17 protein-coding genes and 1 pseudogene are annotated in these 22,054 nt (G+C 72.2%); 11 read left to right on the top strand and 7 right to left on the bottom strand.

Annotation, left to right across the window (positions count from 1 at the left end; genetic code table 11):
- Window positions 1–75: 75 nt before the first annotated feature.
- Window positions 76–951: a hypothetical protein gene (locus H4W31_RS02940; RefSeq protein ID WP_192765233.1), complete on the bottom strand. Its 876-nt coding sequence runs from the start codon at window positions 949–951 to the stop codon at window positions 76–78.
- A 99-nt stretch (window positions 952–1,050) separates the two neighbouring features.
- On the opposite strand from H4W31_RS02940, the gene H4W31_RS02935 reads away from it, so the two are divergent.
- The gene (locus H4W31_RS02935) at window positions 1,051–2,106 is read left to right on the top strand and encodes a S66 family peptidase (protein ID WP_192765232.1); all 1,056 of its coding nucleotides are present in this window, start codon (window positions 1,051–1,053) and stop codon (window positions 2,104–2,106) included.
- Window positions 2,107–2,147: 41 nt separating this feature from the next.
- Here H4W31_RS02935 and H4W31_RS02930 read toward each other — a convergent pair whose 3' ends face one another.
- Window positions 2,148–2,945: a TetR/AcrR family transcriptional regulator gene (locus H4W31_RS02930; protein ID WP_192765231.1), complete on the bottom strand. Its 798-nt coding sequence runs from the start codon at window positions 2,943–2,945 to the stop codon at window positions 2,148–2,150.
- Between the two features lie 429 nt (window positions 2,946–3,374).
- Here H4W31_RS02930 and mfd point away from each other — a divergent pair, with 429 nt between their 5' ends.
- The 3 genes from mfd (at window position 3,375) to H4W31_RS42435 (ending at window position 8,995) form a co-directional block, all read left to right on the top strand.
- On the top strand, window positions 3,375–6,986 hold the full coding sequence (gene mfd, locus H4W31_RS02925) for a transcription-repair coupling factor (RefSeq protein WP_192771802.1): 3,612 nt from the start codon (window positions 3,375–3,377) through the stop codon (window positions 6,984–6,986).
- A 215-nt stretch (window positions 6,987–7,201) separates the two neighbouring features.
- Window positions 7,202–7,972, top strand: a complete 771-nt coding sequence (locus tag H4W31_RS02920; RefSeq protein ID WP_192765230.1) for a hypothetical protein — start codon at window positions 7,202–7,204, stop codon at window positions 7,970–7,972.
- A 42-nt stretch (window positions 7,973–8,014) separates the two neighbouring features.
- A complete protein-coding gene (locus H4W31_RS42435) occupies window positions 8,015–8,995 on the top strand; it encodes a nucleoside triphosphate pyrophosphohydrolase (RefSeq protein ID WP_225945365.1) in 981 nt (326 codons plus the stop codon).
- A 43-nt stretch (window positions 8,996–9,038) separates the two neighbouring features.
- Here the strand turns inward: H4W31_RS42435 and H4W31_RS02915 are convergent.
- Window positions 9,039–9,980: pseudogene (locus H4W31_RS02915) on the bottom strand (DMT family transporter); the annotation flags it as partial.
- Between H4W31_RS02915 and pdxR the strand changes: the two are divergent.
- Both pdxR and H4W31_RS02905 read left to right on the top strand, forming a co-directional pair.
- Window positions 9,973–11,460, top strand: coding sequence for a MocR-like pyridoxine biosynthesis transcription factor PdxR (gene pdxR, locus H4W31_RS02910; protein WP_225945364.1), 1,488 nt, complete (start codon window positions 9,973–9,975; stop codon window positions 11,458–11,460). The pseudogene H4W31_RS02915 and the gene pdxR sit on opposite strands and share 8 nt — an antisense overlap.
- Window positions 11,461–11,469: 9 nt before the next feature.
- A complete protein-coding gene (locus H4W31_RS02905; protein ID WP_192765228.1) occupies window positions 11,470–13,092 on the top strand; it encodes a DUF885 domain-containing protein in 1,623 nt (540 codons plus the stop codon).
- Window positions 13,093–13,517: 425 nt separating this feature from the next.
- On the opposite strand, the gene H4W31_RS02900 is transcribed toward H4W31_RS02905, so the two are convergent.
- Window positions 13,518–14,222: a hypothetical protein gene (locus tag H4W31_RS02900; RefSeq protein ID WP_192765227.1), complete on the bottom strand. Its 705-nt coding sequence runs from the start codon at window positions 14,220–14,222 to the stop codon at window positions 13,518–13,520.
- A gap of 343 nt (window positions 14,223–14,565) precedes the next feature.
- Here H4W31_RS02900 and eno point away from each other — a divergent pair, with 343 nt between their 5' ends.
- The 5 genes from eno (at window position 14,566) to H4W31_RS02875 (ending at window position 18,746) form a co-directional block, all read left to right on the top strand.
- The gene (gene eno / locus H4W31_RS02895) at window positions 14,566–15,849 is read left to right on the top strand and encodes a phosphopyruvate hydratase (protein WP_192765226.1); all 1,284 of its coding nucleotides are present in this window, start codon (window positions 14,566–14,568) and stop codon (window positions 15,847–15,849) included.
- A 30-nt stretch (window positions 15,850–15,879) separates the two neighbouring features.
- Entirely contained in the window at window positions 15,880–16,560 is a 681-nt protein-coding gene (locus tag H4W31_RS02890; RefSeq protein ID WP_192765225.1) for an FtsB family cell division protein, read from the top strand.
- Window positions 16,557–17,123 carry a DUF501 domain-containing protein gene (locus tag H4W31_RS02885; protein WP_192765224.1) on the top strand — a complete coding sequence of 189 codons (567 nt, stop codon included), beginning with the start codon at window positions 16,557–16,559 and terminating at the stop codon, window positions 17,121–17,123. Before H4W31_RS02890 ends, H4W31_RS02885 begins: the two co-directional genes overlap by 4 nt.
- The gene (locus H4W31_RS02880; RefSeq protein WP_192765223.1) at window positions 17,120–17,677 is read left to right on the top strand and encodes an amino-acid N-acetyltransferase; all 558 of its coding nucleotides are present in this window, start codon (window positions 17,120–17,122) and stop codon (window positions 17,675–17,677) included. The genes H4W31_RS02885 and H4W31_RS02880 overlap by 4 nt, the downstream gene beginning before the upstream one ends.
- 91 nt (window positions 17,678–17,768) lie before the next feature.
- On the top strand, window positions 17,769–18,746 hold the full coding sequence (locus H4W31_RS02875; RefSeq protein ID WP_192765222.1) for a Ppx/GppA phosphatase family protein: 978 nt from the start codon (window positions 17,769–17,771) through the stop codon (window positions 18,744–18,746).
- A gap of 58 nt (window positions 18,747–18,804) precedes the next feature.
- Here the strand turns inward: H4W31_RS02875 and H4W31_RS02870 are convergent, their stop codons facing one another.
- The 3 genes from H4W31_RS02870 to H4W31_RS02860 are packed head-to-tail and all read right to left on the bottom strand — an operon-like array spanning window position 18,805 to window position 21,303.
- A complete protein-coding gene (locus H4W31_RS02870) occupies window positions 18,805–19,764 on the bottom strand; it encodes an SDR family oxidoreductase (RefSeq protein WP_192765221.1) in 960 nt (319 codons plus the stop codon).
- A 46-nt stretch (window positions 19,765–19,810) separates the two neighbouring features.
- Window positions 19,811–20,743, bottom strand: a complete 933-nt coding sequence (locus H4W31_RS02865) for a hypothetical protein (RefSeq protein WP_192765220.1) — start codon at window positions 20,741–20,743, stop codon at window positions 19,811–19,813.
- Between the two features lie 17 nt (window positions 20,744–20,760).
- Entirely contained in the window at window positions 20,761–21,303 is a 543-nt protein-coding gene (locus tag H4W31_RS02860) for a DUF3558 family protein (RefSeq protein WP_192765219.1), read from the bottom strand.
- Window positions 21,304–22,054: the final 751 nt, after the last annotated feature.

Below are 22,054 nucleotides of genomic sequence, written 5' to 3'. Positions count from 1 at the left end.
CGGTGATCGTTAGCTTGCTCACCCGGACGTGGTCCGGCCCGGTCGGCGGTGGTGCCGGTCACCGGCACGGGTTGGTCACCAGGTGATCGGGCAGCGCCCGGCGCTGAAGTGGGTGATCGCCGCCATGATCTCCGCCTCCGGCTTGTCGGCGAAGTTCAGCGTGGCGGTGAAGCCGGAGCCGTAGAAGAGTTTCAGCAGGCCGGCGTCGACGGCGGTGAAGGCGCCGAGGTTGCTGTCCGCCCGGGGGTCCCGGGCCTTGACCACCACCATCTTCTCCAGGCTCCAGCGGCGCCGGGAGATCTGCGCGATGCCCTCCCAGGGCAGCCAGATCGCCTGGCCACGGGTGGGACGGCTCTTGATCCACATGCCGGCCGGGCCGACCGCCATCACCGGTCCGCCCGAGGCGATGAGCCACAACTGGAAGCCGAGCGACGCCGCGATCACGGCCAGCATGCAGCCGAAGAAGGCGAGCGGGGCCAGCGCCGAACCGCCGCCGCCGGAGGAGGAGGTGTCCGAACCGAGCAGAGCGACTCCGACGCCGCAGGCGATCAGCAGGAGTGGCAGCAGGGCGACCGCACCGAGCAGCAGGCCCCGCTTGACCGCGTTCGGGCGTACCACGAACGGCTGGTCCTCGGGGATCCGCTTGGCGGTCGGCGGAGGTGCCGTCGGCTGGCCACCCGGTGCTCCCGGCGGTGGCCCGTACCCGGGTGGTGGCCCGTAGCCCGGCGGCGGTCCGTATCCGGGTGGCGGTCCATAACCCGGGGCGGCCCCGTGGCCCGGCGGTGGTCCGTACCCCGGCGGTGGTCCGTAGCCGGGCGCGGTGCCGTAGCCGGGCGGTGGTCCGTAGCCCGGCGGTGGCGGCCCGGGCGGGCCGGATGCCGGTGGGCCGGACGCGGGTGGGCCGGAGTCGGGTGGCTGCCACCCGGGTCCGGGCGGCGGAGGAGTGGTCACGAGAACTCCGGCATCTCTCGGGCCGTTGTGTGGACGCTCAGGGTACGACGACACGGCCAGCCGTGGAGATCCCGTCCGGCCCGGCACTAACCTTTCGGCATGCCCGACCCTTCCGTTCCGAGGCCGGTCTACCCGGCCAAGCCCCGCCCGGGGAACCGGGTCGCGGTGCTCTCCCCGTCCGCCGGCCTGCCGGCGATCTTTCCCGAGGTGTACGAACTCGGCCTGCACCGGCTACGCACCGAACTCGACCTGATCCCGGTCGAGTACCCGACCACCCGGGTGATGGACGCCGACCCACGGGACCGGGCCCGCGACCTCAGCGCGGCGTTCGCGGACCCGTCGGTCACGGCGGTACTGGCCAGCATCGGCGGCGATGACCAGATCAGCGTCATCCCGCACCTGGACGACGCCGTGCTGCGGGCCAACCCCAAGCCGTTCTACGGCTACTCCGACAACACCAACCTGCTCGCCCACCTGTACGACCTGGGCATCGTCGGGTACCACGGCGGATCGGTCCTGGTGCACCTGGGCCGGGGCGGGGCGATGCACCCGGTGACCCTGGACTCGCTGCGGACCGCGCTGTTCGAGACCGGATGGCACGACCTGCCCGAGGTCGCCGAGTACACCGACGAGTCGGGCGACTGGCGCGACCCGGACACGCTCGACCGGGCCCCGACCATGTACCCGGCCTCCGGCTGGACCTGGTACGGCCCGCGCCGGCTGGTCGAGGGACGGATCTGGGGTGGCAACCTGGAGGTGCTGTCCTGGCTGCTCCGGGCCGGCCGGATCGGCCCGAGCGGGGCGTACGCCGGGTGTGTGCTGCTGATCGAGACGTCCGAGGAGTTGCCGTCGGACGTCGAGGTGTACCGGATTCTGCGGGACATGGGGGAGCGCGGGCTGCTCGGCGGCTTTCCCGCCGTACTGGTCGGCCGGGCCAAGGCGTGGGACCGCGACCAGCCGTACGGCCCGGAGCAGAAGCGGGCGTACGCGCGGGCGCAGCGGGACGCCGTACGCCGGGCCTGTGCCGCGTACGCCCCGGACGCCGTACTCGTCTTCGACCTGGAGATCGGGCACACCGACCCGCAGCTGATCGTCCCGTACGGCGGCGAGGTCCGGGTCGACGCGACGGCGAAGCGGATCACCGTCCGATACTGACCGGCGGCTGTCGGCCCACGGCAGGGTGGGCCGTCGGCGCGTCACCGCTGGCTGGCCCCGATGGTGCGTTCGATGCCGTCGAGCAGGAGTCGCAACCCGAACTCGTAGGCGTCGAGCATCGCCTCGGTGGTGCCGACGAAGCCGTCGGCCTCCCAGGTCCGGGTCATCGCCGGGTACCGCTCGACGTCGAAATGGTCCTCCCAGAACGAGTTCCGTTCCGACCACCAGTCGTCGGTGGACTGCCCGGTGGCCCGCTCGGCCTGGTCGCTCTCCGCCTGCCGCCCGGCGGCGGCGTCGACGAAGGTGACGATCGCGTCGGCGGCGGCGACCCTCCGCCTGGCCGGTAGGCCGGTGTCGGCCAGCGCCGCGAGCAGGTACTCCTGCTGGGCGAGCAGACCCGGCCCGAGTGGCGGGCGGACGGTGGAAACCTCCCGCAGCCACGGATGGCGCAGGTACATCGCCCGGGTCCGCTCCGCGTAGAGGCCGATCCGGGCCCGCCAGCCCGCGGGGCGTACGTCGTCCGGGCCGGGCAGGTTCCGCTCGCTCAGCACGCTGTCCACCATCAGCTCGACCAGTTCGGCCCGGCCCGGGACGTACGTGTAGAGGGACATCGTGCCGACCCCGACCTCCTCGGCGACCCGGGCCATCGACATCGCGGCCAGCCCGTCCCGATCGGCCACCGCGACGGCGGCGAGCCGGATCTGTGCCAGGGTCAGCCGGGGTGGGCGGCCCCGGGCGGGTCTGCCGGTCGATCCCGGTCGACCCGCTGACGGCTGGGTGCTCCAGAGCAGTGCCAGGGTCCGGACGGGATCTCCACCGCCACCGCGCTCCACCGACATCGTTCGCCTTCCTCCGGGTACGGCCCGATCGTACGTTTCCGTACCCCGTACGCGAATAGCGCCCCCGGTGGCAGGTTCTCGACGGCGACCGGCGCGGGTCGGCCCGCCACCGGGCGTGGCGCTGATCGTCCCCACCGGGGCACCTGCGACCGGGCCGCCCCGGTCGGCGCGACACCTCCGGAGCTGGGACTCCGGCGCACATCCCCTGCTCGGGCCGCCGCTGCCCGGCCCCGACTGCCCGCCCCCGGCCGTCGGCCGCCGGCCCGGCTTGTCCGGCTCAGGGGATAGGCTTCGGGTGAGGTGTTAAGCGGGGGCCCTTCCTATACAAAAAGCGATATGCGGGGGCTCTTCCTTTCGCCCGTACACCCCCCGCCCGGCCTGGGCGCGGGGTAGTTGCCGTGTGCCCACCCAGAGGTTGTGATCATGACCGTGCTCGCCGGTCTGCTGACCGCCGCGCTTCGAGACCCCGCGTTGGCCCGGGCCCGGGCGTTGGCCCGGGGCGTTGGCCCGGAGGCGGACGGACTCGATCTCACCGCGCCGCCGGCGTTGCGGCCGTTCATGGTCGCCGCCGTGGCGGCCGGCGAGGACCAGGGCGGCGCGGGTCGGCCCGTGCTCGCCGTGACCGCCACCACCCGGGAGGCCGACGACCTGGCCGCCGCGCTGGGCAGCCTGCTGCCGCCCGACCAGGTCGTGGTCTATCCGGCCTGGGAGACGCTGCCGCACGAGCGGCTCTCGCCCCGGTCGGACACCGTCGGGCGCAGGCTCGCCGTGCTGCGCCGGTTGGCGCATCCGGAGCTGACCGAGCACAGCGGTCCGGTCCGGGTGGTCGTGGCGCCGGTCAGATCGATGTTGCAGCCGCAGCTCAAGGGGCTGGGCGACCTGGAGCCGGTCCGGCTGGCCGTCGGCGGCGAGGCCGGGCTGGAGGAGACCGCGCGCCGGTTGACCGACCTCGCGTACGCCCGGGTCGACCTGGTCACCAAGCGGGGGGAGTACGCCGTCCGGGGCGGCATCCTCGACGTCTTCCCGCCCACCGACGAGCACCCGTCCCGGATCGAATTCTGGGGCGACGACGTGGAGGAGATCCGTACCTTCGCCGTCGCCGACCAGCGGACCATCGAGGCGGTTCCGGCGCTCTGGGCCCCGCCCTGCCGGGAACTCCTGCTCACCGACCCGGTACGCCGGCGGGCCGCCGAGCTGGCGGAGGAGCATCCGGAGCTGGCCGAGATCCTGGACAAGCTGGCCGAGGGGATTCCGGTCGAGGGGATGGAGTCGCTGGCCCCGGCGCTGGTCGGGATCGACTCCCTCGAACTGCTGCTGCACTGCATGCCGACCGGCACCCACGTACTGCTCTGCGACCCGGAGCGGATCCGGACCCGGGCGCACGACCTGGTGCGTACCTCGGCGGAGTTCCTGGAGGCGAGCTGGGCCGCGGCGGCCGTCGGCGGCCAGGCCCCGATCGACGTCGGCGCCGCCGCCTTCAAGACCCTGGCGGAGGTACGCACGACCGCCGCCGGCCTCGGTCAGCCCTGGTGGTCGGTGTCCCCGTTCGGCCTGGTCGAGGCCGCCGGGCCGACCGACGTGCAGCCGTGGGAGGTCGAGCCGGAGTCGGTGGTCACGGTGACCCCGGACGCGGGCGAGTCGGTGGCGCTGGCCGCCCAGCCGGTCCCGCTCTACCACGGCGAGACCGACCGGGTGGTCGACGACCTCAAGCGCTGGATCGGCGACGGCTGGGGGGTGGCGCTGGTCTTCGAGGGCCACGGCCCGGCCCAGCGCGCGGTCGAGGTGCTCCGGGACGCCGGGCTCGGCGCCGCGCTGACCGAGACCGTCCCGGCTCCGCCGGAGCCCGGCGAGCTGGTGGTCGCCTGCGGCTCGCTCAACCACGGTTTCCTCGACGCCGCCTCCCGGTTCGCGGTCGTCACCGGCAACGACATCACCGGCGGCCGCGGCTCGTCGACCCGCGACATGCGCAAGATGCCGAGCCGGCGGCGCAACACCATCGATCCGCTGGAGCTGCGGGCCGGCGACTACGTCGTGCACGAGCAGCACGGCATCGGCCGGTACGTCGAGCTGGTGCAGCGCACGGTGAACGGCGCCGAGCGGGAGTACCTGGTCATCGAGTACGCCGCGAGCAAGCGCGGGCAGCCCGGCGACCGGCTCTTCGTCCCCACCGACCAGCTCGACCAGCTCTCCCGGTACGTCGGCGGCGAGTCGCCCACGCTGCACAAGATGGGCGGCGCGGAGTGGCAGAAGGCCAAGGCCCGGGCCCGGAAGGCGGTCAAGGAGATCGCCGCCCAGCTCGTCCAGCTCTACGCCGCCCGGAAGGCGTCCAAGGGGTACGCGTTCGCCCCGGACACCCCGTGGCAGCGGGAGCTGGAGGACGCCTTCCCGTACACCGAGACGCCGGACCAGCTCGCCGCGATCGAGGAGGTCAAGCGGGACATGGAGCAGTCGGTCCCGATGGACCGGCTGATCTGCGGCGACGTCGGGTACGGCAAGACCGAGATTGCCGTCCGGGCCGCGTTCAAGGCGGTGCAGGACGGCAAGCAGGTGGCCATCCTGGTGCCGACCACGTTGCTGGCCCAGCAGCACTACAACACCTTCGCCGAGCGGATGGGGCAGTTCCCGGTGCAGATCCGGCAACTGTCCCGGTTCCAGACGCCGAAGGAGGCCGAACTGACCCTGGAGGCGGCGGCCGACGGCAGCGCGGACATCGTGATCGGTACCCACCGGCTGCTCCAGGCGGCCACCCGGTTCAAGCAGCTCGGCATGGTGGTGGTGGACGAGGAGCAGCGGTTCGGGGTCGAGCACAAGGAGCACCTCAAGACGCTGCGTACCGCCGTCGACGTGCTGACCATGTCGGCGACGCCGATCCCCCGGACCCTGGAGATGGCGATCACCGGCATCCGGGAGATGTCGACCATCGCCACCCCGCCGGAGGAGCGGCACCCGGTGCTGACCTTCGTCGGCGGGTACGACGACCGGCAGGTGGCCGCCTCGATCCACCGTGAGCTGCTCCGCGACGGCCAGGTCTTCTACCTGCACAACCGGGTGGAGTCGATCGACCGGGCGGCCCGGCGGATCCGGGAACTGGTGCCGGAGGCCCGGGTTGCCGTCGCGCACGGTCAGATGGGCGAGGACGCCCTGGAGAAGGTCATGGTCGGCTTCTGGGAGAAGGAGTACGACGTCCTGGTCTGCACCACGATCGTGGAGTCCGGGATCGACATCCCGAACGCCAACACGCTGATCGTGGAGCGGGCCGACCTGCTCGGGCTGGCCCAGTTGCACCAGATCCGGGGCCGGGTCGGCCGGGGCCGGGAGCGGGCGTACGCGTACTTCCTCTACCCGCCGGAGAAGCCGCTGACCGAGCACGCGCACGAGCGGCTGGCCACCATCGCCCAGCACACCGAGCTGGGCGCCGGGATGTACGTGGCGATGAAGGACCTGGAGATCCGAGGGGCCGGAAACCTGCTCGGCGGCGAACAGTCCGGACACATCGAGGGGGTCGGTTTCGACCTCTACGTCCGGATGGTCGGGGAGGCGGTGCAGACCTTCAAGGGCGAGGCCCCGGAGGAGGAGGTCGACATCAAGGTCGACCTGCCGATCGACGCACACCTGCCGCACGACTACATCGGGGTGGAGCGGCTGCGGCTGGAGATGTACCGCAAGCTCGCCGAGGCCCGGGACGCCGCCCGGCTGACCGAGGTCGTCGCCGAGATGACCGACCGGTACGGCGAGCCGCCCGAGCAGGTCGCGAACCTGGTCGCGGTGGCCCGGTTCCGGCTGCTCGCCCGGGCGTACGGGCTGGCCGACGTCTCCGTACAGGGCAAGTACGTCCGGTTCGGTCCGTTGCCGCTGCCGGACTCGAAGCAGCTGCGGCTGAAGCGGTACCACCCGGACGCGGTCTACAAGGCGGCGACCGACCAGGTCAGCGTGCCCCGGCCGATGACCCGGCGGATCGGCGGCGATCCAGTGCGGGACCAGGCTCTGTTGGACTGGTGCGCCCAACTCCTGCGCGACGTGTTGGGCGAGCGCGAGGAGTGAGCCGGGTCTGCGAGCCCCGCAGTCGTGAAGCGAAGGTGTGTTGGGCGAGCGCGAGGAGTGAGCCGGGTCTGCGAGCCCCGCAGTCGCGAAGCGAAGATGTGTTGGGCGAGCGCGAGGAGTGAGCCGGGTCTGCGAGCCCCGCAGTCGCGAAGCGAAGACCGGATCAGGCGACCCGGTGCCGGTGGCGGCGAAGGGTGCGTGAGAGAGTGTCGAGCATGCAGCGTGCCCGTCGTCTGGCTTCGATCGCGGTGATCGCCGTGCTCGGCACCACCGTCCTCTCCGCCTGCCGGTCCGACTCGACCGTCGCCGCGTACGTCGGTGATCGGAAGATCACCGAGGACGAGGTGACCAAGGTTCTCGACGACGCCCGGAGCAAGGTTCCGCCGGGCGGTCACGTCCCGACCGCGGAGCCGACGGCGCCGCCGGAGCCCGGCACTCCGCCGGAGGGCGCCGAGGTGAAGGCGCCGACCCGTTCCGAGGTCGTCCGCGTGCTGGTGATGTCGGAGGTCTGCGAGCGGTTCGCCGTCGGCAAGAACTTCACCTCGCCGGAGCGGCCGCCGGCCGACGAGTGGGCCAAGCAGCAGGGCCTGCCGCCGGGATCCCGCTATGTCGAGCACTCGCTCGATCTGGCGATCTGCGTGGCGGGCATCCCCGAGGGCCAGGCGGAGCCGACCAAGGAGGAGCTGCAGTCCCTGGTGGCCCTCGGTCGGAGCACCGGCGCGGTGCCGCCGGACGCGAAGGACGAGGAAGCCGGGAAGCAGCTCGACCAGCCGCAGTTGCGCGGCGGTCTGGCCCTGCGTAACACGCTGACCCAGGCGGTGGCCGACCAGAAGGTCACGGTCAACCCGCGGTACCGCCCCCTCGAGTACCCGGTGCTCTTCCTGAGCGGTACGCCGGCGGTGAGTGTCACGGTCGGTCAAGGCGGGCTGGACACGGTTGTCGACGCGTCCCCGTCACCCACCGGTTCCGCACCAGACGCGCGCTGAGCGACGGGTGGACGCCCCGCCTACCGCGACGCCCGTACCGCGATGAGCCGGATCGTGCTGCTGGTCACCTCGCCCCGGCTGCCGGCCGGGCTGATGACGGCGGCGGCCTGGGACGTCGTACGCGCCGCTCCGGTGCTGGCCGGCGCCGAGAGCGAGCTGACCACGGCCGTACGGGTGAGCGGCGCCGAGGTCACCGTCACCGGTACGCCGGTGGCCGCCCTGCTGGACGCGGTGGCGGCGCACGGTACGGCGGTCTGGCTGGCCGGCCCGGCCGGTGACGAGTCGCTGGCCCGGGAGCTGGGGTTGCGGCTGGCCCGGGAGCCCGGTCTGGCCGAACTGGAGCTGATGTACGGCTCCTGGGATCCGCCCGGCGCCCGGCTGCTCGACGCGGTCGCCGTGATGGACCGGCTGGCCTCACCGGGCGGGGATCCGTGGAAGCTGTCGCAGACCCACGCCACCCTGGCCCAGTTCCTGCTGGAGGAGTGCTACGAGGCGTACGACGCCATCGCCGCCGGGGATCTCGTCGCGCTCCGGGAGGAACTCGGGGACGTGCTGTTGCAGGTGGTGCTGCACGCCCGGCTGGCCGAGAACCTGCCCGACGACGAGCGGTGGACGATCGACGACGTCGCCGGTGGCCTGGTCGCGAAGATGATCCGGCGCAATCCGCACGTCTTCGCGGGTGCCCCGGTCGGCACCATCGAGGAGATCACCGAGAACTGGGAGCAGATCAAGCGGACCGAGAAGCCGCGCGGCTCGGTGCTGGACGGCGTCGCCCTCACCCAGCCGGCGCTGGCGCTGGCGGCGAAGATCCTGCACCGGGTGGAGCGGTCGGGGCTGGAACTGCGGACGCCGGAGCCGTCGGCGGCGCTGGATCCCGCAGCGCGGCTCGGCGCGAGCCTGCTGGAGACCGTCGCCCGGGCGCGGGCGGCGGGGCTGGACGCCGAGGCGGCCCTGCGGCAGGCGACCCTGGAGTACGCCGCGTCGGTCCGGGCCGCCGAGGGCGACTCCGTTCCGCCCTCCTGAGGGCGGCTCCGCCGCTCGCGCTTACCCCGGCGGCGAGCCCGATCGCCACCACCAGCACACCGGCGCTCTGTCCGAGGTCGGGTACGCGGCCGGCCTGCACCGCCGCGGTGACGAGCGTGGCCACCGGCATCAGCCCGACCAGTACGCCGGCCCGTTCGACCCCGAGTCGACGCAGCCCGGTGAACCAGGCGAGGAACGCGACCACGGTCATGAACGCCGCGAGGTAGCCGAGGACGGTTCCCTCCACCACGGTGGGCAGGCGCCACCGGGCCAACTCGCCCGCCGGCAGTGCCACCAGCAGCGACAGCGGTACGGCCAGCGCACAGCTGTAGGCGGCCACCCGTACCGGCCCGAGCCTCGGCAGCACGGCGGCGGCCAGCAGGGAGAAGGAGACCTCGCCGCCGAGTGCCCCGATCGAGGCCAGTACGCCGATCGCGTCGGTCCGTCCGTTCCCCTGCACCAGTGCCGTACCGGCGACCACGAGTCCGGCCGCGGCCACCAGCCGGACGGTCGGGCGGCGGCCCCGCAGCAGCGGGCCGAGCAGGGCGAGGCCGAGTGGTGACGCCCCGATGAAGGTGCCGACCACGGCCGGATCGGCGTGCGGCAGTGCGATCAGGATGCAGGCGTTGAACGCGACCAGCCCGGTGCCGGCGAGGGCGGTCAGGATCAGCCACTCGCGCCGGGTCGGCCAGCCGGTGCCCTGCGGACGGGCCGGGTCGGCGTCGCCGGTCAGGAAGCCCGGCGCGGCGCGGGCGATGGCGAACAGCACGAGAGCGGCGAGCGCGTACCGCGCGGCCTGCCCGGTGAGGTGCGGGTAGTCGACGATGAGTTGGCTGATCGAGACCGAGCTGCCGACGATCACCATGCCGCCGGCACAGAGCAGTAGGGCGAGCGGGTTCGAGATGTTCACCAGGCCGACGCTATGGTGCAAGTGGTTCGAGTTACAGGGCCATTCATGGCGGCTTTTGGAGGACCAATTGGCCATCCTGGAGGCGTTGGTCGAGCTGGACCGGGACCGTCCCGGCCTGGCCGACCGGCTCACCGTCGCCCTGCGTACGGCGATCGTGGACGGTCGGCTCGCCCCGGGCAGCAGACTGCCGTCGAGCCGGGATCTCGCCACCGACCTGCGGCTGTCCCGGGGCGTGGTGGTGGAGGCGTACGAGCAACTGGTCGCCGAGGGCCGACTGCTGGCCCGGCGCGGCTCGGGTACGACGGTGTCGCCCGGCCAGCACGGGACGGCGACGGCGGGCAGGACCGCCGGGGCGACATCCGGAAAACCGGTTCGGCCGAGCCGGCAGCCGGCCCCGGTCGCCCGGCACGGGGACGGGAATGGGGACGGGGACGGTCGACGCGTCGCCGCCCCGGCGGACGTACCGCCCGGTCGGGGTGGGGTGCTGCCGTTGCGGCCGGGCGTACCGGATCCGGGGATGTTCCCCCGGACGGCGTGGCGCCGCGCCTACGAGCGGGCGCTGGACCGGGCCGGCGCCGCCGACCTCGACTACGGCGATCCGGCGGGTGCGCCCCGGCTCCGGGCCGAACTCGCCGGCTACCTCGGCCGGGTCCGGGCCGCCCGGGTCCGGCCGCTCGACCTGATCGCCACCACCGGTGCGGCCCAGGCGTTCGGGCTGGTCGCCGGGGCGCTCCGGTCCGTCGGAGTGGACGCCGTCGGCCTGGAGGACCCCGGCAGCGAGGGCATCCGGGGCCACCTTGTCGCGCACGGCCTGCGGCTGGTGCCGATCCCGGTCGACGACGGCGGGCTGGACGTCGCCGCGTTGGCCCGCAGCGGCCTGCGGGCGGTGCTGGTCACCCCGGCCCACCAGTTCCCGACCGGCGTGGTGCTGGCACCGGACCGCCGGGCCGCCCTGCTCGGCTGGGCCCGTCAGGTCGACGGGCTGATCATCGAGGACGACTACGACGCCGAGTTCCGGTACGACCGCGACCCCGTCGGCTGCCTCCAGGGACTCGCTCCGGACCTGGTGGCGCACATCGGCTCGGCCAGCAAGGCCCTCGCCCCGGCCCTGCGGCTCGGCTGGCTGGCCGTACCGCCGGGGCTGCGGCCGGCGGTCCGGGCCGCGAAGACGGCGGCCGACCTCGGCGGTCCGGTGCTGGAACAGCTCGCCTTCGCCGAGTTGCTGGCCGGCGGCGGCTACGACCGGCACCTGCGCCGGCTCCGTCGGGTGCACCGGCAGCGCCGGGACGCGGTGGCGGCGGCGGTACGCCGGTACCTGCCGAGCGCCAGGATCTCCGGCGTGGCGGCCGGGCTGCACCTGGTGGTGGAGTTGCCGGAGCACGTAGACGACGTGTCGCTGGGCGACGCCGCGCGACGGGCCGGACTGGGGCCGGTGCCACTGTCCCGGCTGCGGCTCGCCCCCGGCGGCCCGCCCGGACTGGTTCTCGGGTACGCGACGCACCCGCCTGACGTACTGACCCGCGCGGTGGCGACGCTGGCGGAACTGATCGTCTAGGTTTGCCGCATGCCGCCATTCGTTCCCCTTGCCGAGCGGATCGTCGACGCGCTCCTGGCCAGCGATCCCACCCTGGCCTCGTCCGTCGGTGACCACGGCGTCGACGACCAGTTGCCGGACCGGTCCGTGGAGGCGGTGGCCGGGCAGGTGGCGATGCTGCGGGACGCCGCCCACGCGCTCTCCGAGGTGGACGCCGAGGAGTTGGAGCCGCCGGAGCAGGTGGACCACGCCGTGCTGTCGGCCTCGGTCGACCGGGGGATCTTCGAACTGACCGAGGTACGTGGCCACGAGTGGAATCCGCTGGCCCACAACCCCGGACCGTTGCTGTACGCGCTGCTCGACCGGCCGTTCGCCCCGGCCGACGTACGGCTGACCAGCCTCGCGGGGCGACTGGCGGCCGTACCGGACGCGCTGGCCACCGCGCGGGCGGTGCTCCGTGACATTCCCCGGGTGCACGCCGAGACCGCGGTCGGGCAGTTCGACGGTGCGGCGGCACTGGTCCGCGCACAGGTGCCGGCGCTGCTGGCCGAGGCTCCCGGGTTGCGGAGCACGGTCGAACCGGCCGCCCGGGCGGCGGTACGCGAGCTGACCGGGTTCGCCGACTGGCTGCGTACCGGCCTGCGCGACGACGCCGGCCCGGGGCGCGACCCGAGGTTGGGCCGCCGGCTCTGGGAGGCGCAGCTCTGGCACACCCTGGACACCGAGCTGTCCGCCCGGGAGGTGCTCGACCGGGCCTGGGCGAATCTCGACCGGGTCACCGAGGAGATCCGCACGGCAGCTGTCGAGCTGGTCGGTGGTCCCGCCTCGGACCGGGCGGTACGCCAGGCGCTGAACCTGCTCGCCGACGAGCACCCGGACGACGCCTCGATCGTGCCGCTGGCCCGGCTCACCCTCGGCGACGCGACCGACTTCGTCGCCGACGCCGAGTTGGTGTCGCTGGTCGACGATCTGTGCGTGATCAAGGAGATGCCGGAGCACGATCGCGGGGTCGCGGTCGCCTACTGCGACGCGCCGGGACCGCTGGAGACCGCCGAGGTGCCGACGTACTACTGCATCGCGCCCACCCCGGCCGACTGGTCGCCGTCCCGGACCGAGTCGTTCTACCGTGAGTACAACGACCACATGATCCGCAATCTGACCGTGCACGAGGCGATGCCGGGGCACTTCCTCCAGTTGGCGCACGCCCGCCGCTACCGGGGCAGCAGCCGGGTCCGGGCGCTCGGCCACTCCGGCCCGTTCGTCGAGGGCTGGGCCGTCTACGCCGAGCAAATGATGGCCGAACGCGGCTTCGGTGGTCTGGCGGTCCGGTTGCAGCAGCTCAAGATGCAGCTCCGGCTGACCATCAACGCCCTGCTCGACCAGCTCGTGCACTGCGAGGAGATGTCCGAGTCCGACGGGCTCGCGCTGATGATGGAGCGGGGCTTCCAGGAGGAGGGCGAGGCGGCCGGGAAGTGGCGGCGGGCGCTGCTCACCTCGACGCAGCTCTCCACGTACTTCGTGGGCTACAGCCAGATCGCCGAGATCGCCGCGCGCCGGCCGGCCGGGGTACCGGTCCGGCAGTGGCACGACGCCATGCTCGCGCACGGCTCTCCGCCACCACGGCACCTCCCGGTGCTGCTCGGCCTGATCTGACTCGGCTCCGGTCTGATCTTGCCCCTGGTCTGACTCGGCCTGGTCTGATCTTGCCTCCGGTCTGACTCGGCCCCGGAGCGGCACGGTCAGGTCCGGTCGCGCCGCTGGTCACGGCGGGTCGTACGCGTCCGGTTCCGGGCAAATCAGCTGGTTATCGGCGGGCCGCTCGGTAGCCTGCGAATGGAAAACGTTCCTGCGTTCGGCAACGGGCTCGGCGTGGAGTTCTCGCGCCGTCAGAGGCCCCGTCGGCGCCGGCTCCGGGCGCCACCAGGGCCGGCGTCGACGGGCTGCCCGAGGCGTCGAAGGGCTGCCCGAGGCGTCGAAGGGCTGCCCGAGGCGTCCGCCGGCGGCTGCGCAGGGTGCCGGCGGCTGCGCAGGGTGCCCGCCGCCGCGATGGCGATCCGGCGCAGCGAGGCGTCCGCCGGCTACTGCGGAGTCGGCCGCCGGTCGACCACTCCGGCGCCGGGCGGCAGGTCGAAGGCGGAGCCCGTTACCGCGTCCCGGTAGCGGCTCAACGCCACGTCGAGTTGGGCGCCGTCGACCACGCCGGTGAAGCTGCCCAACGCGCCCTCACTGATGATGCAGGCATCGAATTTGCTGGTGGGAGCGTTGCTGAGCTGCTCGACCTCGACACAGGTGGCATGCCGCCCGGCGACCGTGGTGTCGTGCTGCCGGATGACCGCGTTGGGGTCGATGGCGGCGGCGGTGAGCAGGCCGATCACCACCGGCGGGGTGACCAAACCCCGCTTGTTCATGTCCGTGAAGATGGCGATCGCCGGCTTGGTGTTCGTCACCGCCGGGGCGGTGACCGTACAGGTCGGCTTCTTCCTGGTGGTGTCGCACGCGGTGGTGGCGTCCGCGGTGACCGTCAGCATGCCGCCCGGATAGGTGTACGCGGCGCGCAACGGGTCCTGGGACTGCACGATCGAGGCGCTCTCGCCGCCCGGGAGCTGGTAGTCGGCCGAATAGGTGAGCTCGTTCGACCGGTCGAGCCGGGCGGCGAGATCGTTGACCAGATCGGCCCGGCTGATGACGCGCCCGGCGCCGTCCAGGGTCTGGCACCCGGAGATCGTCAGTACGGAAATGATCGCCCCCGCGAGTGCCCGGAGTGAGATCGACACAACCGGCATGGCCCACAGCCTTGTCGATCGGGTCAAGGTCTCGCAAACCGGTTCCCACGTACTGCGAAGGAAATCCGTAAATGTCGGACCCCCGAGGCGCCGCGCGACCACGGTGCGTGCTGGTCGCCGGGCCAACCGCCGGAAGCCGGACCCCGGGCCCGCCGCCGGAACCGGTGCCGGTACACATGATCCGGCGGGGCGTCGGGACGTTGTCCAGGTCCGCCATGCGGCGCCCGGGGGTCCGGACCCGCCCGATAGGCTGGCCGTGGAGGCCTCAGCCGCACCGTCGCGGCCCGGACCGGACCGCCATCGACATCCGATGGACCGACATCGACAACTGAGGAGCACGACAGTGGCCACCATCGAGGGAATCGTCGCTCGGGAGATTCTCGACTCGCGCGGCAACCCGACCGTCGAGGTCGAGGTCGGACTGGACGACGGTACGGTCGCCCGCGCCGCGGTGCCGTCCGGCGCGTCCACCGGAGCCTTCGAGGCGATCGAGCTGCGCGACGGTGATAAGGACCGCTACAACGGCAAGGGCGTCGAGAAGGCCGTCGCCAACATCGAGGACCGGATCGTCGACCAGTTGGTCGGCTACGAGGCCAGCGAGCAGCGGCTGATCGACCAGAAGATGCTCGACATCGACGGCACCGACACCAAGTCGGAACTCGGCGCCAACGCCATCCTCGGGGTCTCGCTGGCGGTCGCCAAGGCGGCGGCGAGCAGCGCCGAGCTGAGCCTCTTCCGCTACCTGGGCGGCCCGCACGCGCACCTGCTGCCGGTACCGATGATGAACATCCTCAACGGTGGCGCGCACGCCGACTCCAACGTCGACGTGCAGGAGTTCATGGTCGCCCCGATCGGCGCGCCCTCGTTCCGGGAGGCGCTGCGCTGCGGTGCCGAGGTCTACCACGCGCTCAAGTCGGTGCTGAAGAAGAAGGGCCTGGCCACCGGGCTCGGTGACGAGGGCGGCTTCGCGCCCGACCTGCCCACCAACTCCACCGCGCTCGACCTGATCGCCGAGGCGGTCGAGAAGGCCGGTTACCGGCTCGGCACCGACATCGTCTTCGCGATGGACGTGGCCGCCACCGAGTTCTTCTCCGACGGCACGTACACCTTCGAGGGCGCCACGAAGTCGGCGGACGAGATGACCGCCTACTACCACAAGCTGATCGACGACTACCCGATCGTGTCCATCGAGGACCCGCTGGCCGAGGACGACTGGTCCGGCTGGGCGAACCTGACCGCCTCGATCGGCGACCGGATCCAGATCGTCGGCGACGACCTGTTCGTCACCAACCCCCAGCGGATCGCCCGGGGCATCGCGGAGCGGTCCGCGAACGCCGTACTGGTCAAGGTGAACCAGATCGGCTCGCTGACCGAGACCTTCGAGGCGGTCGACCTGGCCCACCGGGCCGGCTTCAAGTGCATGATGAGCCACCGCTCCGGCGAGACCGAGGACACCACCATCGCCGACCTGGCGGTCGCGATGGGTTGTGGCCAGATCAAGACCGGGGCACCGGCCCGCTCCGACCGGGTGGCGAAGTACAACCAACTGCTGCGGATCGAGGAGGAGCTGGCCGACGCGGCGCGGTACGCCGGCACCAGCGCCTTCCCGCGTTACCGTTCGGTCTGACGTAGAACCTCGGGGGGAGGTGCGACGGCGATGACGCAGCGCCGTACACCGAGCGGCCAGGGCCCGGCCCGGCGGCCGGATCGTACCGGCCGGACCGGGGTGCCCCGGCCCGGCCGGGCCGCGTCCCGCGACCCGGGGGCCCGGTCCGAACCGAGACAGGGCCCGGTCCGGGCGTCCGGAAGTGTCCGGGCGTCCGGCTCCACCCGGGCCACTGGCGCCGGCCGGAGCGCGGACGGACCCCGGTCGGGCAGCCGGCCCGGGGCGGCCCGGCGGACCGGTGCCGCCCGGACGGTCAAGCGCACCTACGCCCAGCAGCCCCGCCGGTACACCGGGCGGGCGACGGTGCTGGCCGGAGTCCTGGTCGCGCTCGCCCTCGCCTACACCTATCCGGTCCGGGTCTACCTCAACCAGCAGTCCGACATCGCGCGGATTGAGGCGGCCCAGCAGGCGCAGCGGAAGCTGATCGGCGATCTGACCCAGGAAGCCGCGCTCTGGGACGACCCGGAGTACGTCAAGATCCAGGCACGGGAGCGGTTCTTCATGGTGCTGCCCGGCGAGGTGCCGCTCGTGGTGCTGACCGATCGCGAGGGCGCCGCCCGGGACGCCGGTGTCGTTCCGGAGACGACGCAGGGTCGCGCCCCGGATCCCTGGTACGACACCCTCTGGTCGAGCATCCAGGCCGCGAACGAGCCGGAACGGGCCGGGCAGTGAGCCGACCCGACGCGGTCGACGTACCCGGGACGGGGGCGGCGGCCGACGCGGTGCCGGCACCGGTGCGGGAGCCGGCCACCACCGGTGACCTGGCCGCGGTGGCCGCCCAGCTCGGGCGTACCCCGCGTGGCACCCGGGCGGTGGCCCACCGGTGCCCGTGCGGGTTGCCGGACGTGGTGGAGACCACCCCCCGGCTCGCCGACGGTACGCCCTTCCCGACGCTGTTCTACCTGACCTGTCCCCGGGCGGTCGCCGGATGCAGCCGGCTGGAGTCCGCCGGGGTGATGCGGGAGATGGCCGAACGGCTGGCCGCCGACCCGGAACTGGCCGAGCGCTACCTGGCCGCGCACCAGGACTACCTGGCCCGGCGGAACGCGATCGGGCAGGTGCCGGAGATCGACGGGATCTCCGCCGGTGGCATGCCGGGCCGGGTGAAGTGCCTGCACGTGCACCTCGGGCACGCGCTGGCCGCCGGTCCCGGGGTCAACCCCTTCGGTGACGAGGTGCTCGAACTGCTCGAACCCTGGTGGGCCGCCGGCCCCTGCGTGGAACCGGCCGAATGACCCGTCCGGAACGGGAGTCGGGTTCGGAGCGGGTGCCGGAGTCGGTGCCGGCCGAGCTGGTCGTCCGGCGGGCCCGGACGACCGACGTACGCGGGATCCGGGAACTCATCGACACCTACAGCCCCGAGCGCCGGCTGCTCAGCAAGGCGACCGTCACGCTCTACGAGGATGTCCAGGAGTTCTGGGTCGCGGTGGACCCGACCGACGCGACGGTGGTCGGCTGCGGGGCCCTGCACGTGATGTGGGAGGACCTGGCCGAGATCCGGACCGTGGCGGTGCACCCGGGCTACCGGGGCCGCAAGATCGGTTGGCGGATCGTGACGGAGCTGCTGGCGACCGCCCGTGAGCTGGGCGTCTCCCGGGTCTTCTGCCTCACCTTCGAGACCGGGTTCTTCGCCTCCTTCGGGTTCGTCGAGATCGACGGTGCCCCGGTCCCGCAGACCGTCTTCGAACAGCTCCTCCGGTCGTACGACGAGGGGGTCGCGGAGTTCCTCGGCCTCGAACGGGTCAAGCCGAACACCCTCGGCAACGTCCGCATGCTCCTACGCCTGTAAGGAAGGGCCCCTTCCTATCGCTTTCTGTCGAAGAAGGGCCCCTTCCTAACACCCGGCCTTCGGGTTCGGCCGGGCCAGTAGTCTGGCGTCCGTGACGACGGAAACGGTTCCCAAGCGGGTCGCCGCGATCGACTGCGGCACGAACTCGATCCGGCTGCTCGTGGCGGACCTGCCCGAGGCGTCCGCCGGGCCGCAGGCGGAACTGGTCGACGTGGTCCGGCGGATGGAGATCGTCCGGCTCGGCCAGGGCATCGACCGGACCGGCCGGCTGGCGCCGGAGGCGATCGAACGTACCCGGCTGGCACTGGTCGGGTACGCGACCGAGATCGAGTCGCTGGGCGTGACGAAGGTCCGGATGTGCGCCACCTCCGCCTCCCGGGACGCGTCGAACGCCGACGAGTTCCGGGCGATGGTGCTCGACACGCTCGGCGTCGCGCCCGAGGTGGTGACCGGCGACGAGGAGGCCCGGCTCTCCTTCACCGGGGCGGTACGCGGGCTGGACGCCGACGTCCGGGAGCCGTACCTGGTCGTCGACATCGGTGGCGGGTCGACCGAGTTCGTCGTCGGCCGCCGCCCGGCCACCGGAGGTACGGCGCTGGTTGACGCGGCGGTGTCGGTGGACATCGGCTGTGTCCGGATGACCGAGCGGCACCTGTCCGGCGACCCGCCGACGCCCGAGCAGGTCGCGGCGGCCGAGGCCGACATCACGGCGGTGGTGGACTGGGCACTGTCGGCGGTGCCGGGACGGGAGGCGGCCACCCTGATCGGGCTGGCCGGATCGGTCACCACGGTCGCCGGGATCGCCCTGGGCCTGCCGGAGTACCGGCCCGAGCAGATCCATCACGCCCGGGTGTCGTACGCCGATGTGGTGAAGGTGACCACGGACCTGCTGGCCCGGTCGGCGGCCGAGCGACTGACCATCCCGGTGATGCACCCCGGCCGCGCCGACGTGATCGGCGCGGGGGCCCTGGTGCTCCAGGTCATCATGCGGCAGGCCGGGATGTCCTCGGTGATCGCCAGCGAGCACGACATCCTCGACGGGATCGCCTACAGCCTGCTGCCGGCCTAACAACGGGTGGCCACAGCGGACGCACACCCCCGTTCGGTGCCGTCCGCACCTTCCCGACTCAGGCCGGCTGGTGCGCCTTCGGATAGGTCACGCCGCTGAGCCGCTCCGAGACCTCCCAGAGCCGGGCCGCGGCCTCGTCGTCCAGCGCGCGGGCGGGAACCTTCGCGGGTGCCGGGCCGCCGTGCAGTTCGCCGAACCCGTCTGGACCGTAGAATCCGGCGCCCTCGGCGTCGGGGCTGGTGGCGGCGTAGAGGGCGGGCAGGATGCCGGCGTCGATCTCCTGCCAGACCCCGGGCACGAGGTAGAGGAGCCGGTTCCGGATCTGGTTGAGCCGTACCGACCGTCCACCGTGGGTGGGTCCGGTGACCTGGAGATTCGTGATGGTCGCACCGGGATGGGCGGCGTTGCTGCGGATGCCCCAGCCGGCGGCCACGCTGCGCCGGTCGAGTTCCCGGGCGAAGACGAGTTGGGCGAGCTTGGAGACCCCGTACGCGAGCACGCCCTGGTAGCGACGTTCACTCTGCAGGTCGTCGAAGTCGAACCGTCCGAGGCGGCTCATGAGGCTGCTGACCGACACCACCCGGGCCGATCCGGCGGCCCGCAGCAGGGGCAGCAGGTGGCCGGTCAGGGCGAAGTGCCCCAGATAGTTGGTGGCGAACTGGAGTTCGATCCCGTCCGAGGTGACCGCCCGGCGACGCGGGGCCATGATCCCGGCGTTGTTGGCCAGGAAGTCGACGGGCCGCCCGGCCCTGTTCAGGTCGGCGCCGAGCGCCGCCACGCTGGCCAGCGAGGAGAGGTCCAGTTCCCGCAGGTGTAGGACCGCGTCGGGCACCCGGGCACGGATCTCGGCGATCGCCTCGGCGCCCTTCCGCTCGTTACGGACCGCGAGGATGACCTCCGCGCCCGCCCGGGCGAACCGGCCACTGAGACCGAACCCGATTCCGCTGTTGGCTCCGGTGACGACCGCGAGCTTGCCGCGAAGATCGGGTACGTCGATGTCGGGTGCGCTACGTGGCATGGCTCCATCTTCCGGCTGATCCGTCGACGGTGGGAACCCGCTGCTCCTATGTGTCGCAGTCGAGCAGGGTTCCACACATCTGGCAGCAGATCTCGGCCCGACTGGCGACGGGCAGGCTGATCCGGACGCTGCAGATCGGGCAGTTGAACGTGACCCGCAGCGGTGACCGGCCGGAGAAGGCGTACCGGTCGCTCTTCGCGGCGGCGTGCGGGCGTGCGGCACCACGGTCGAGCCGGCGGCGTACCTGTGCCAGGTCCTTGTCGTACCGGCGCCGGCTGGCGGGATCGGCCGACGCCAACGGCGCCTGGGTCCACTCCTGGTAGGCGACGGCGTAGCCACTCCGGTACGCCGACCGGGCGTCCGTACTGGTCAGCCACGGCAGCGGGTCCTCGGAGAAGGCGACCGCCCGCCGGCCGAGGGCGTAGCCGAAGGCGGGTGAGCCGAGGTACCCGAGCCGTTCGGTGTAGTAGGCGGCGGTGCGGTGCGAGTCGAGCAGCGGCCAGCCCACGCCGAGGTAGGCGGCGGTGGTGTCGGTCAGGATCTCGTCCTCGTACCGCATGTGGTGGTACTCCAGGAAGACGTGCGTCACCTCGTGCGCGAGGACCGCGCCGATGTCCCGGCGCCGACCGACGAAGGTCGAGTCGATCTCGACGGAGTACTGCGGTCCGGTGCCTAGCAGCACCCGACCGGCCCGGCCGGGCGGCATCGGGGTGAAGGTGACGGTTATCCGGGTGTCGGGCAGGCGCAGGTGCTCGACCAGGGCATGGGCGACCCGTTGGGTGCCGGAGATCAGGTCCTCGTCGCGCCGCACGGTGACGTCCTCGGCCGGGATGCTCGCCGAGAATTCGTGGACGGTGTCCGGGGAGAGCCGTCGGTAGAGGGTGTAGATGGCCCGGCGTACCTCGTCGAGGGACCATCCCCGGTCGTTGCCGGGCGTTCTCGGCGCGGGCGCGCCGTATCTGACCTCGACGTCGGACAAGGACTCCTCCAGTCAACTCATCCCAGGTGGGCGAGGATCGCTGTCGCGAAGGTGGTGTTGAGGGGACAGGATTTCGACCCGGCCGCCTCTTCGCCGAGCGGGCTTGCGATGAGCCGGAACGACTGTTTGGCGCTGATCGCGACGAGCGTGGTGCATCCCCCGCGTGAAGTGGTGCCGGCGACCGCCCGACGACCGTCGATCTTGGTCTGTTTCAGGTGCCGGAACTCCGCGGCCGTCGTCTGGTCAACCGTTGGGTACGGGGTGAAGGCCACCAGTCCATCCAGGACTCCCCATTGGCAGGACTTGCCATCGAGGTCCGTCTCCGATCCTTCGATGATGATGCCGAGTCTGCTGCTGTCTTGCTGATCGAGGGCGCGGCAGGGTTGCCGCGCCAGTTCGGCGAGGGTGGCGGCGGGGCCGGCAGTGGCAGTGCTCGGCGTCGCCGTGTGAGTGGGGGACGTCGCGGTGGCAGCCGGGGCGGATTCGGCCGTACGCGGCTCGTCGCGGTCCCCGCCACAACCACCGACCACCACCGACGCTGCGACCAGGGCCGCAGTCATGGTCGTGCGCCATTTCGGTCGCCTCCGACTTCCCGGCTCCCTGTCACGTTGGTCCATGGCCCCGACAGTACCGCCGGCACTCGGAACCTCTCCCCGCCAGCCACACCTTCCACTTCGGGCCGGCTAAGGCAGCCGCGCCTTGACCATCACCGGATCGGCGTCCCTGCTCTGTGTCACCGGCTCGTGGCGATCCCGTCCGGCCGGACGATCCTGTCGAGATGCGTAACAAGGGTTCGGCCCCTCACCTGTGGGTGGTGGGGGCCGAACCTGGTTGTGTTGTCGGTGTGTCTTTGTGGTTGTTACAGCCAGGCGCCGAGGATTAGTCGGTCGCCGACGGGGGTGAGGTTCATTGGGCCGGAGGTGTACCAGTTTTCCGGGGCGATGGTGCCGCTGCGGAATACTTTGTAGGTGAAGCTGGTGTCGGTGTTCTGGTAGGCCATGACGGTGTCGTCTTTGCCGTCTGCGTTGACGTCGCCGGCGGCGATTCTGGTGCCGACGTTGTCGAGGTCGAAGGAGGAGTAGGTGGCGGTGCTGAGGTTGCTGAATGATGCTCCGGTGGAGTACCAGCGGTAGAGGATGGTTGCGGTTCCGGAGTCGTAGGCGAGGATCGGCTCGTGTTTGCGGTCGCCGTTGAAGTCGCCGACGATGAGTCGGTTACCGACGGGGGTGAGGTTCATCGGGCCGGAGGTGTACCAGTTTTCCGGGGCGATGGTGCCGCTGCGGAATACTTTGTAGGTGAAGCTGGTGTCGG

This window comes from Plantactinospora soyae (genome assembly GCF_014874095.1).
GTDB classification, from domain to species: domain Bacteria; phylum Actinomycetota; class Actinomycetes; order Mycobacteriales; family Micromonosporaceae; genus Plantactinospora; species Plantactinospora soyae.
The sequence above is the reverse complement of the archived record's forward strand: the minus strand, read 5'-3'. Positions and strand labels throughout refer to the sequence as shown.